We start from the raw sequence: 12713 nt of genomic DNA on the forward strand, positions 1-12713 counted from the left end.
TCATGACAGAACAGAAAAAACTTCACTTCACCTATCCGGACGCGCTACCTGTCAGTCGCAGTCGCACCGAAATTATGGACGCCATCCGCAGCTCGCAGGTGGTCATCGTCTCCGGACAAACCGGCTCAGGTAAAACCACACAGATTCCGAAAATGCTGCTGGACATGGGTCGCGGCACGCATGGAAAGCGCATCATCGTCACGCAGCCTCGGCGCATAGCCGCGCGTAGCGTAGCCGAACGTATAGCCGAGGAAACACGCACGAAACTCGGCGACCAGGTAGGTTACCGTGTGCGCTTTACCGACGAAAGCTCCGCGCACACACGTCTGGTCATCGCTACAGACGGCATTCTGCTCGCGCAGATTCAGCGTGACCCCCTGCTGAGCGCTTACGACACCATCATGATCGACGAGGCGCACGAGCGCAGCCTGAACATCGACTTTCTGCTCGGCTACCTCACCACCGTCCTCGTGCGCCGGCGCGACCTCAAGCTCATCATCACCTCGGCGACCATAGACTCGCAGAAGTTCCAGGAACATTTTTCTTCCGTGGTGGGCGCCGACGTGCCCGTCATCGAGGTGAGCGGACGCACCTTCCCTGTGCAGGTCATCTATGAGCCTGTCGGTTCTGCCCCTGCTCTCGTGCGGAACCTGAGCGAGTTTCGGTTCGCAGGGGCGGGCGCGGGCGACTCAGGCGCGGACGCCTCAGGCGCGGACGCCTCAGGCGCGGACGCGGACGCGGGCGACTCGGATATCGCAGACTCCTCGGACTCCGCCTTCGACGACGACATGGCCGTCTCCACAGCCGTAGCCCGCGCCTGCGCGCAGCTCGTCGTGCACTCCTCGCACGACCGCTCGGCTGCCGGTGTTTCAGCCGGTGTTTCAGCCGGAAGCGCCGCCGGACACTCAGCCGGCCGAGGCGTCAGCTCTGCCCGCGACATCCTCGTTTTCGCGGCCGGCGAGCGCGACATCCGCGAGTACGAGACGGCTATCCGCCGCGCTTTCGGGCCGCGCGCTGCAGCCGATGCTCCGCGGCACCGCTCTGACGCCATCGAGATAATCCCCCTCTACGCACGCCTGAGCGCGAAGGACCAGCATAAAGTCTTCGAAGACCATGCGCATCAGCGCATTATCATCGCCACGAATGTGGCCGAAACATCGCTGACGGTTCCGGGCATTCGCTATGTGGTAGACCCTGGCTTTGCGCGCATCTCGCGCTACTCGAAGACCGCGAAGGTGCAGCGCCTTCCTATCGAGCCTATCTCTCAGGCGAGCGCGAACCAGCGTTCTGGCCGCTGCGGGCGCATAGCCGACGGCATAGCCATACGCCTGTATTCCTCGGAAGACTTTGAGTCTCGCGATGTTTTTACCGACCCAGAGATAGTGCGTACCTCGCTCGGTTCCGTCGTTCTCCAGATGCTGTCTGTGGGCGTGGCGCGCACTGCTCGTGATGTGACGAATTTCGGCTTTATCGATCCGCCGGATATGCGCGCGGTCAGCGACGGCTTTAATGAACTGTTCGAGCTGAAGGCCATCCGGCGCGGCTCTGGGCGCGGATGCGGTCGCTCTCGTGGGCAGAACGCTCAGACTGAGACCTCAAAATCCGACGTCACGCTCACGAAAATAGGCCGTCAGCTCGCCCGCCTTCCGCTCGACGTGCGCCTCGCACGCATGATCGTGGAGGCGAGCAGCACCACGCCGAATACGCTCGCGAATGTGCTCGCCGTAGTCGCCTTCCTCAGTCTGCAGGACCCGCGCGAGCGTCCGGAGGATCAGCGCGAGGAGGCCGACCGCGTGCATAAGCGTTTCGTGTCTGCTGACTCGGACTTCCTGACCGCGCTGAACCTGTGGACGTACTTTTTCGAACGTTCTGAGAAGCTGTCGAGCTCGCAGTTCAGGAAGCTGTGCCAGGCGGAGTTCGTGAATTTCCTGCGTATGCGCCAATGGCGAGACCTCTACCAGCAGCTCAGCACGATGTGCACGGACATGGGCTGGCAGGTGGGCGCGGTGACGCCTCTGAAGCGTCCGTCTGCTGAGATCCTCGCTCTGCCGTCCGCGCAGCAGGCCGCGGGCGCGCTCGCCTGCGCGTGGGACGGCGAGTCTATCCACCGGTCCATGCTGGCTGGGCTGCTGTCTTCCCTCGGCATGCAGGTTATCCGCGAGCCGCACGCTTCCCAATTTTCCGGTCTCAAGGGCGCTGCGCGCGCTCGAGCTATGAAGCGGGCCGCTAAAATGGCGAAAAATGAGTACCAGGGTGCCCGCGGCACCCATTTCGCTCTGTTCCCGGGCTCTGCCGTGGCATCCACGACCCCTGCCTGGGTCATGACGAGTGAACTCGTCGAGACCTCACGCCTCTGGGCGCGCACGAGTGCGGCCATCCAGCCAGAATGGGCATATGATCTGGCACGTGACCTGACGAAAACCTCCTACGGCCCTGCACACTGGTCTGGCTCTTCGGGAAGTGCAGTGGCTGAGGCGACTATCCACCTCTATGGCCTGCCTATCATCACAGGGAAAAAGGTCCAGTGGGGGCGCATTAATCCTGCTGAGGCGCGTGAGCTCCTCATCCGTCAGGGACTCATAGAAGGAGACATCACTCGCCACTTTAGCTATGATGACTTCGTGGAGAAGAACCGCCAGGTTCTCGAAGATGCTGGTGAGGAAATCCACCGCACTCGTCAGGTCGCGGATGTGGTGAGCGACGAAGACCTGTATGACTTCTACGACTCTGTCCTGCCTGCTACGGTGACCTCCGTAGCAGAGCTGGCGAAGTGGTGGAAGGGTGTGCATGATGCGAATCCTGAGCTGCTGGACTTCGACGAGTCGAAGGTGGAGCGTCTGGCTGAGTCTGGCAGTACGGATCTGAGTGACTATCCCGATACGTGGCATGTGCGCGGTACAGATGGCACTGCTTTCGCCCTGCATCTGAGCTATGTGTATGACACGCATGCAGAGGATGATGGCGTCACTGTACACATCCCTCTGTCTGCACTACTGCGCGTGAAGCCAGAAGACTTTACGTGGAATGTGCCAGGTATTCTCGATGATCTCATCATCCAGACCATTAAGTCCCTACCGAAAGCTCTTCGTGTCCAATTCGTCCCCGCGCCAGACACAGCTGCACGCATCCGCAGGTGGCTGGACGAGCGCTACCCTGCTCTTCCGGGATCTCGTGAAGCTCTGGATGTTTCGGATATACCGGACTTTACGCATGCCTTCACGCAGGCAGCCATCAGCGTGACGAATGCCCAGCTGCACCCGGAAGACTTCGGTGCTGCCCAGCTCGAGCGTTTGCCAGGATTTGTACGACTGAACTTCGCCGTAGAATCTGACCCCGTGTGCGGTCCTCGCGGGCGGATACGACGCGCAGCGCAAAAATTGGCCACAGGAAAAGACCTCAGCGCGCTTCAGCAGCAGTTCAGCGAACGCGCGCAAGCCTCCGCGCACGCGAGCATCTCGCGCCAAGCGGTCAAAGCACGCAAAGCGGGGCACGAAGTCCAGCGCGCCGACCTGCTCCATAACGCGGGCGCCACGGATCAGCTGCGCCGCGACATGCTATGGTCGAGCGCTCTGGATACCCTGCGCCTGCCGGCAGACCGCATCCGCTCGCGCTGGCTCGGCCAGGAGGCGCTCGTCCTGGCCACCGCGCCGTACGCGAACGTGGAGGCGACCATAGAGGACATGCAGCGTGCGGCCGTGCGCCGGCTCATGCCGACCGTGGACGCCATCACCACGGACGCCGAACTCGCCGAAGCCATCTCCGGTATGGTGAACGTCTTCGAGGACACCGTGTACCAGGTGGCGCATGACGTCATCGGCATTCTGCGCGCGTATGCGAACGTGCAGACCGTGGTGAGCGGAAAGGCTGACCTGCCGCTGCTGTCCGTCCTGCAGTCCGTGCGTACGCACAGCGCCGCGCTCATGGAACCTGGGTTTATCGGGTCCACGCCTGCCGACTATCTGCCACGTATTAAGCGTTACCTTCAAGCCGACGTGCTGCGCGTGGAGAAAGCGAAGACGAACCGCGACCGCGACGTGCAATGGGCCTGGGAAGCGGATGAAGCCTCTGCTGTGGTGGCGCGTGTGTCTGCGCGGGTGGCTGCCGGACCAGGCGCGGGGCCGGCGCATGAGGCTGCTGTGGTGGCGGCCGAGCAGGTGCGCTGGATGTACGAAGAATTCCTCGTGTCCTTGTGGGCGCAGGAGTATGGGACGGCGTATCCGGTTAGCCTGAAGCGGCTGCGGAAGGCGGCTGGGGCGGCGTAGGGCTGGCCTTCTGGGCGGGGCTGGACGGGGCTGGACGGGGTCGCTAAAATATAACCCCCATGGATAAATCCAGGTCTCAAACGTCAACGGTATTTTACCTACTTTTTGCTAATCGGCGCATTTTTTGAGGTTGGTACCTTGAAAAATGCGCCGATTAGCAAAAATTAGCCGACTCACATCGGCTTACTCAAACTTCAGCCTATGTTTTTGAGGATACTCTATCAACCATTTTCTTCTCTCGTCTTGTTCCTGACTACTAACCATTGGTATACCACATCTGTGCAGCTTAAGAATCATCGATTCACCATTCTTCTCATATGCTTCCCTAAACTGAAACCGTAGAACTGTCATACCCAAAAGTGTGAGTGCTCCTTCACGATCATGCTGTCGTAAAAGTACATCTAGCCCATCCTGAGCACCACTATCCACGAGCATTCGTGCATCTGTATATTTGTCTCTCCCATCCATCTCTGCAGCCACACACCTCGTTCTTCCATCAGAACCTGGTACTTTCCACATAAAGTCTACGCGGACAGTCTTTGTATTTTGTAGTGTGGGATTATTATCACGCTGAGAAGAGTAAAAAGGATTCCTTACTGATACTTGTAACTCCGGTATTTCAAATCCAGCCTTAATCATCCGCGCACGAGCAAATGATTCTCCACCATTATCTGAATCTGTGCGAATGAATCCGAGAACATATCTCACATAATCTATTCCTCTGCATCGAGCTCGCTTCGTCAGAAACTCGTCTATCTGTTCTCGGGTAATGTGATACAAACGTGCTAACGTGTCACAGACCGCTAAAGCAAATTCGAACTCTATCTGGCGTACCACGTCAAGCATAGTTTGTAATGGACTCGTCACAAGGAATCCACACACTATTCCTGCTACATCGCTGATACGCTTATACAGCCAGTACATATAAGACGAATCATAGGTTAATAACTTCTCGGCGGATACAGGATTCAGTGTCGCGCGCTTATAGAGATCTTTACGACAATCTTTAACGTAATGGCGTACATAAACATTCATCTTGCCATTTCTCGTGGATGTATGTTCATCCGTCGCAAAGTGAACATGTCGATGAAACCGTGGCCATAAGATAGCACCAAGAATAGCTGCAGCTGACACTCCAGAAAGTATCTCGTTCGGATGAGTCACTGCTGCAGCACGAATTTTCTCGACTATCTGTCTATCCTTCGGGAGCGCAGTCCATGCCTCTGCAGTAATGAACCACCCCAACATAGGTTCACAAAGTAACCCTTTACGTACTTTTCTACGAGCACAAGCCCGTTCCTGCTTATCATCAAGCCGGGTAAGCTCGACGTAGTTCTTATATTCACGTGTCATATCATCAGTTTGTATCACACATTCTTCTCTTGTCTACTCTGAGAAGTAATTGTTATCAGATGTGGAAAACTTATCCACATTTTCTTCGTTTATGGCAAGTTATTCACCATTGTTTTCCCTCACCATATTTTACTTTTTGCTAATCGGCGCATTTTTCAAGGTACCAACCTCAAAAAATGCGCCGATTAGCAAAAAGTAGTCTAAATCAGACAGAAGCGACTTCGGCAAGTACTCGGCAGCCCCCGGAGCAAAGCCCGTCCCAGCCGCGCACACCAGCACCACACCCCCACCCGCACACTACAGCCGTGGCAGATACTTCTCCAGCTCGTACGGCGTCACCTGCATGCGATACTCTTCCCACTCCTTATGCTTATTACGCAAGAAGTATTCGAAGACATGCTCGCCCAGGACAGAAGCCACGAAATCAGACTTTTCCATGACCTTCAGCGCCCTGTCCAGCGAATCTGGCAGCGGCTGTATGCCCATGGCGAGGCGCTCCATATCCGTCAGCTCCCAGACGTCATCGCTCGTCGGCTCTCCCAGCTCCATGCCCTGCTTGATGCCGTCGAGGCCAGCAGCCAGAAGCACAGAATATGCGAGGTATGGGTTCGCCACAGGATCGAGGCCGCGGAATTCCATACGGGCAGAGTTTCCCTTACCTGGCTTATACTGCGGGATACGCAGAAGAGCAGAACGGTTATTATGTCCCCAGCAGATGAAGCTCGGAGCCTCTGCCCCACCCCACAGGCGCTTGTACGAGTTCACGTACTGATTCGTCACGGCAGTGATTTCGGCAGCATGGTACAGCAAACCTGCTGCGAACTGACGAGCAGTCTGGCTCATGTTAAATTCCTGCCCAGCCTCATAGAAGGCATTCGCATCGCCCTCGAAAAGACTCAGGTGCGTGTGCATGCCAGATCCTGGCTGGTCCACGAGTGGCTTCGGCATGAAGCTCGCATGGATGCCGCGTTCGAGAGATATCTCCTTCACCACAGTGCGGAAGGTCATAATGTTATCCGCTATGGCCAGCGCATCGGCGTAGCGCAGGTCTATCTCGTTCTGGCCAGGTCCAGCCTCATGATGCGAGTACTCCACGGAGATGCCCATCTGCTCGAGCATATTCACCGTAGCGCGACGGAAGTCCATACCTGAGCTACGTGGGACGTGGTCGAAGTATCCGCCCGCGTCGATAGGTACTGGAGGCTTCGAATAATCGTCCTGCTGCTCGAAGAGATAGAATTCTATCTCCGGATGCACGTAGAAGGTGAAGCCCATCTCCTTAGCCTGTGTCAGCGTGCGCTTGAGCACGTAGCGTGGGTCGCCGAGCGATGGCTGTCCTTCTGGGGTCAGCACGTCGCAGAACATGCGCGCGGTGCCTTGTGGGCCGCCACGCCACGGCAGAATCTGGAATGTGGTCGGGTCTGGACGTACTATCATGTCATCTTCCGAGACACGCGTGAGGCCCTCGATGGCCGAGCCGTCGAAGCCGATGCCCTCCTCGAATGCGTCTTCCAGCTCGGCTGGAGCTATAGCCACGGATTTGAGCTGGCCGAGTACGTCAGTAAACCAGAGACGGATGAAGCGTATGTCGCGCTCTTCTACCGTACGTAATGCGAATTCTTGCTGCTTGTTCATACGTGTCATTTTCTCAGGTAATTGTTACGCGTTTGTTATATATCCAATTCTCGCGCATCCTGAAGCGTGAACGCTCCCGAATACAGAGACTTTCCGAGGATGGCAGCATCCACACCACCCTCGAGCGTAGCCAGCGCCCGCAGGTCGTCGAGGCTCGAAATGCCGCCCGAAGCCGTCACCGATGCGCTCGTATGTGCTGTCACCTCGCGCAGAAGCTCCACATTCGGTCCACCCATCATGCCATCCCGGTTCACATCCGTGACCACATAACGCGAGCAGCCAGCAGCGTCGAGCTTCTCTATCATCGAGAAGAGGTCTCCCCCCTCACTCGTCCAGCCGCGACCCGCTAGCGTCATTCCCCGCACATCCAGACCCACAGCCACACGCTCACCATAGCGGCGGATGACCTCAGCAGTCCAGTCTGGTTTTTCGAGAGCAGCCGTACCGATGTTCACGCGCGCAGCGCCAGCCTCAAGAGCTGACTCCAGCGACTCGTCATCACGAATGCCACCCGAGAGCTCGATATGCACCACAGAGCCGAGCTTATCCACTATCTCCTGCACCTGCGCGTGATTCGTTCCCGTCCCGAAGGCCGCATCGAGGTCCACCACATGCAGCCATGTGGCTCCTTCATCCACCCAGCGCTGTGCGGCTTCGAACGGCGTGCCATAATCTGTCTCCGAGCCCGAGGCCCCCTGGCGTAAACGCACAGCACGTCCCGATCGCACATCCACTGCTGGTAAAAGTGTAAGCATAGCGTCGCTCCTTCTTCGTTAGGAAAAACTTCGTATCCAGTTACGCAGAAGTCCCGCCCCCGCCTCTCCAGACTTTTCCGGGTGGAACTGCGTAGCCATGAGTGGCCCCTTTTCCACTGCAGCCACGAAAGTATCTGCACCGTAGCTTCCATAGGTGACGCGTGGCTCATACGCACGAGAGAATACGCCCTCATGCTCCGCAGGCTCGTTCAGCTCATGCGCAGCATAAGAATGCACGTAATAGAACCGTTCGTCCTCCAGCCCCGAAAACAGAACAGAATCCTGCGCGACCTCCACGGTATTCCACCCCATATGCGGCACGACGGGAGCAGAAAGCATCCCCACGTGCCCTCCGAAAAGACCGAGGCCGTCGCAGTGAATCCCCCGCTCAGAGCCAGAATTGAACATAATCTGCTCGCCTACACACACGCCGAGGACAGGGCGGTCCGAGCGCACGCGTTCATAAATGATATCCGCACCACCCGCGCTCACGAGGCCGTCCATGCACGCGGCGAAGGCACCGACGCCCGGCACGACGAGACCGTCCGCGTTCAGCGCGGCCGAGCGGTCTCGCGTCAGCTCCACACGAGCGTCTGGCGCGACGTTTTCGAGAGCGCGGACCATGGAGCGGACATTTCCGAAACCGTAATCGAAGACGACGAGTGACGTCATACGGCCTCCCCGTCCGAGTCGTCCGAGCTGTCGAAGCCGTCATCCGCGAACGGATTCCTGTTCGCGCGCATCATCCCGGCGAGGTAGCTCATAGCAGCCTCCACAGTCTCGAACGAGCTCGCCTCTACGACGTCATACCCTGCTTGAGACAGCTCGCCAAGCGCGGTGAAGCCTATCATGAGGTCTTCGACCACATCGTCCATGTTCACGAAGATGAGCGGCGGCGTGAGCTGCTCCACCTCTGCGCCATTTTCCCAGCGTGTCAGGCTCACCTTATCAGCGCGGTTCACGCTCAGCAGGAACGGCACGTCGGTCATCATCTCAGACAGCGCGCGCACGGCATCTTCCGGCCCCTGTCCGTCGAGGTCGTGGAGTACGCCCACGCAGCCCGTGCGGATGAAGAAGACGCTCATCTCCACGTCTGCCATGCGTGCGAGCGCGGCGAGAATCTGCGGCTGAGCGAAGGGCGCGAGGATGAGTGCCACTTTCGCTTTCTGTCCGAGGATTCCGGCGAGTTCGTCGTCGAAATGCGGGTCGAGCGAGAGATCCGAGAAGCCGTCCGCACTCGCACTGTCTGCGCTGTCCGCGTCCGACGCGACCGACGCAGCGCCCGGATCGGTCAGATTATCATCCAGTGCACTCAGCGAGTCTTCGAAATCGCTCGAGAACTGCTTTTCGAGGTCGGCGAAGGCGGCATTCACCTGCGCGTCGCTCAGCGCATCCGCACCGTGAGCACGTGAATCCGCACCGTCTGCATTTTTTCTCTCATCGTCTGCCACTACAGCGACCCCTTCGTACTAGGAATTCCGTCTACGCGCGGGTCGAGGCTCACCGCTTCACGTAGCGCTCGGGCCAGAGCCTTAAACTCTGCCTCCGCTATGTGATGCGGATCACGCCCGGCCAGGACGCGCATGTGCAGGCAGATGCCTGCGTGATACGCTATCGATTCTAGCGCGTGACGCACGAGTGAGCCAGTGAAGTGTCCGCCTATCATCGCGTATTCGAATCCGTCCGGCTCTCCGCTGCACACCGCGTATGGTCGGCCCGAGATGTCGATGACGCACTGGGCGAGCGCTTCGTCCAGCGGCACGAGGCAGTCTGCGAAGCGCACGATGCCGCGTTTGTCGCCGAGAGCCTGCTTCAGCGCTTCGCCGAAGACTATGGCTATGTCCTCCACCGTGTGGTGGGCGTCGATGTGCGTGTCTCCGTTCGCGCGGATGGTCAGGTCGATGAGGGAATGCTTGCCCAGCGCCGTCATCATGTGGTCGTAGAACGGCACGCTCGTGTGGATGTCCGTTTTTCCCGTACCGTCGAGGTTCAGCGTCAGCTCGATGCTTGATTCGCTCGTCGTGCGTGTGATGGTGGCGGTTCGTGCCATATTTTTTACTCCAATTCTTCCACTACTGCGCTCAGCGCATTCCGAAAGACCGTCATCTCTTCATCCGTCCCCATGCACACGCGCAGGTATCCTTCTGGTCCCACTTCGCGGATGAGTACACCCCGAGCGAGCATACCTTCGAAGACAGCATGACAGTCGGCGAACCGTCCGAACAGGAGGAAATTCGAGTCGCTCGCGGCGACCTCGAGCCCCTGAGAGCGAAGCCAGGAGGCGGTCTCTTCTCGAGTAGCACGCAAGTGTGCGACCTGGGAGAGTTGACCTTCGGTATGCTCGAGAGCAGCCAGAGCAGCCGCCTGCGTCAGAGCGCTCAGGTGGTACGGCATGCGCACGATGCGCAGCGCGTCGATAACCGCGCGGCTGGACGCCACGTAGCCCACGCGCGCACCCGCGAAAGCAAAGGCCTTCGAGAGCGTGCGGCTGACGGCCACGAGCGGATAGCGCGCGATGAGCGTGTGCGCAGACGGCGTGCCCTCCGCGCGAAACTCCGCATATGCCTCATCCACCACGAGAACCGGATGCGCACCCGGCGCTCCCTCGACGGGAAGCTCAGCGCACGCAGCGGCGATGCGTTCGATGTCCTGAACGCTGATAGGAGTTCCGGTCGGATTATTCGGGCTCGTCAGCAGGACTATGGACGGCTTCACGCGCGCGATGGCGTCGATCCCCGCCTGAACATCCACAGTAAAGTCCGAGCGGCGCGGCACAGTCTGCCACGCGGTAAAGGTGTCGCGCGCATACTCCGGATACATGGAATACGTCGGCGCAAAGCTCAGAGCCGTGCGGCCCGGACCGCCGAACGCCTGGAAGATCTGCAGCATAATCTCATTCGAGCCATTCGCAGCCCAGAGATTCTCCACGGCCAGCTGCACGCCCGTCTCGCGCTTCAGATACGTGGCGAGCGCCTCGCGCAGCGCGGTATGCTCGCGGTCCGGATACCGGTTCAGCGTGGGCGCTATCTCGGCTATGCGAGCCGTGATGGTCTCCACGACCTCAGGGCTCGGCGCATACGGATTCTCGTTCACATTCAGGCATACGGGCACGTCGAGCTGAGGTGCGCCGTACGGTTCTTCGCCGAGGAGGTCGCTGCGCAGCGGGATACCAGTCATATCAGTCATAGGCCAGCCTTCGTCTCCTGGTCTGCCAGGGTCGCTTTATCATACGTGTCATCCACGAAGCGCGTGAGCACGCACTCGCCGTGTGCTGGGAGATCCTCGCTAACCGCGAAATCATTCACCTTCCGCGCTAGAGCTTTCAGACCCACCTCGTCATACTCGATGACTTCCACGGCCTTCATAAACGTGTGCACGCCGAGGCCCGACTGGAAGCGCGCTGTACCGCCCGTCGGCAGCACGTGGTTCGAGCCGGACATGTAGTCGCCCAGTGGCACTGGCGAGTACGGTCCGCGGAAGATAGCGCCGGCGTTCCGGATACGCTTCACCACCTCGTCCGCGTCCGCCGTGTGAATCTCGAGATGCTCGGCGGCGTACGCGTTCGCCACGTCTATGGACATGTCGAGACTGTCCGTGAGAACGATGGCGGACTGTGTGCCCGTGAGTGCGGCTGTCATGCGCGGGGCGTTCTTCGTGCGCGGCACGCGTTCTGCCAATTCTTCCTCTACCTTCTTCGCCACCTCGGCGTCGTCGGTGATGAGCACCGCTCCCGCGAGCTCGTCATGCTCGGCCTGCCCCATGAGATCCACGGCCAGCCATGCTGGCTTCGCCGTCGAGTCCGCGATAATGCCTATCTCCGACGGACCCGCCTCAGCATCGATACCGCAAATGCCAGAAATCATGTGCTTCGCAGTAGCCACGAAGATGTTCCCCGGGCCGGTAATCATGTCCACTGGCTCGCACAGGACGTCCCCATCCTGTGGCTCGGTGCCTTTCGCTCCATACGCGAACATGCCGATGGCCTGAGCTCCACCCACAGCGTAGACTTCGTCCACACCGAGAATGGCACAGGTGGCCAGGATGGTGGCGTTCGGCAGGCCATCTGGATTCTGTGGTGAAGGCGGCGTGGCGATGGCCAGGGACTCGACACCTGCAGCCTGTGCTGGAGCGGCATTCATAATAACGGACGTAGGATACACTGCCTTACCACCAGGCACATAGAGGCCCACACGCTCCACTGGGATCCAGCGCTGGGAGACGCGAGCGCCCTCGGCCAGCGGCGTGGAAAAGTCCTTCGGCACCTGAGACTGGCAAACGGCGCGAATGCGGCGCACCGACTCTTCGATGGCGGCACGCACTTCTGGCTTCAAAGTCTCCAGAGCATTCTGGATAGCGTCCTTCGGCACGCGCAGGTGGTGTGGGCGCACATGGTCAAACTTTTCTGCATACTCGCGCAAGGCATCTGCGCCTCGCGTTTTCACAGCGTCGAGGATAGGGGCTACGAGCTCCTCCGCCTGGCTCACACCCATCTGAGCGCGAGGGACAGCGGCCAGAAGCTCAGCGCGGGTTAGAGTCTTTCCGCGCAAATCTATAGTTCGTATAATTTTTTCTTCTGCCATAACTCGAGTCTAATCATATCTGTGACTAAAATCACGCGAGAGGCGTGCATGTCCCACGTTCTGAGACATGGAGAAGACGAAGGGGGCCACGTCACGTGGACGTGCCCCCTGAGTGCACAGAAGAATTC

9 protein-coding genes are annotated in these 12713 nt (G+C 59.0%); 1 reads left to right on the forward strand and 8 read right to left on the reverse strand.

The window, feature by feature from the left end; genetic code table 11:
* Window positions 1-2: 2 nt before the first annotated feature.
* Window positions 3-4262, forward strand: a complete 4260-nt coding sequence (locus tag ALMA_RS07540; protein ID WP_094727164.1) for a DUF3418 domain-containing protein — start codon at window positions 3-5, stop codon at window positions 4260-4262.
* A gap of 183 nt (window positions 4263-4445) precedes the next feature.
* Here the strand turns inward: ALMA_RS07540 and ALMA_RS07545 are convergent, their stop codons facing one another.
* The 8 genes from ALMA_RS07545 to hisD form a co-directional block, all read right to left on the reverse strand.
* Window positions 4446-5615 (reverse strand): hypothetical protein, encoded by a 1170-nt coding sequence (locus ALMA_RS07545; RefSeq protein WP_148140292.1) that lies wholly within the window; start codon window positions 5613-5615, stop codon window positions 4446-4448.
* Between the two features lie 297 nt (window positions 5616-5912).
* Entirely contained in the window at window positions 5913-7250 is a 1338-nt protein-coding gene (glnA, locus tag ALMA_RS07550; RefSeq protein WP_086107205.1) for a type I glutamate--ammonia ligase, read from the reverse strand.
* A 35-nt stretch (window positions 7251-7285) separates the two neighbouring features.
* On the reverse strand, window positions 7286-8005 hold the full coding sequence (gene priA / locus ALMA_RS07555) for a bifunctional 1-(5-phosphoribosyl)-5-((5-phosphoribosylamino)methylideneamino)imidazole-4-carboxamide isomerase/phosphoribosylanthranilate isomerase PriA (RefSeq protein ID WP_094727167.1): 720 nt from the start codon (window positions 8003-8005) through the stop codon (window positions 7286-7288).
* 18 nt (window positions 8006-8023) lie between these two features.
* The gene (gene hisH / locus ALMA_RS07560) at window positions 8024-8677 is read right to left on the reverse strand and encodes an imidazole glycerol phosphate synthase subunit HisH (RefSeq protein ID WP_094727169.1); all 654 of its coding nucleotides are present in this window, start codon (window positions 8675-8677) and stop codon (window positions 8024-8026) included.
* A complete protein-coding gene (locus tag ALMA_RS07565; protein ID WP_094727171.1) occupies window positions 8674-9456 on the reverse strand; it encodes a hypothetical protein in 783 nt (260 codons plus the stop codon). Before ALMA_RS07565 ends, hisH begins: the two co-directional genes overlap by 4 nt.
* On the reverse strand, window positions 9456-10055 hold the full coding sequence (gene hisB, locus ALMA_RS07570) for an imidazoleglycerol-phosphate dehydratase HisB (protein ID WP_094727172.1): 600 nt from the start codon (window positions 10053-10055) through the stop codon (window positions 9456-9458). Before hisB ends, ALMA_RS07565 begins: the two co-directional genes overlap by 1 nt.
* Window positions 10056-10060: 5 nt before the next feature.
* Complete coding sequence (locus ALMA_RS07575; protein WP_094727174.1) at window positions 10061-11191, reverse strand: histidinol-phosphate transaminase; 1131 nt, start codon at window positions 11189-11191, stop codon at window positions 10061-10063.
* A complete protein-coding gene (gene hisD / locus ALMA_RS07580; protein WP_094727176.1) occupies window positions 11188-12585 on the reverse strand; it encodes a histidinol dehydrogenase in 1398 nt (465 codons plus the stop codon). Before hisD ends, ALMA_RS07575 begins: the two co-directional genes overlap by 4 nt.
* Between the last annotated feature and the right edge of the window lie 128 nt (window positions 12586-12713).

The organism is Alloscardovia macacae, from assembly GCF_002259705.1.
GTDB classification, from domain to species: Bacteria; Actinomycetota; Actinomycetes; order Actinomycetales; family Bifidobacteriaceae; genus Alloscardovia; species Alloscardovia macacae.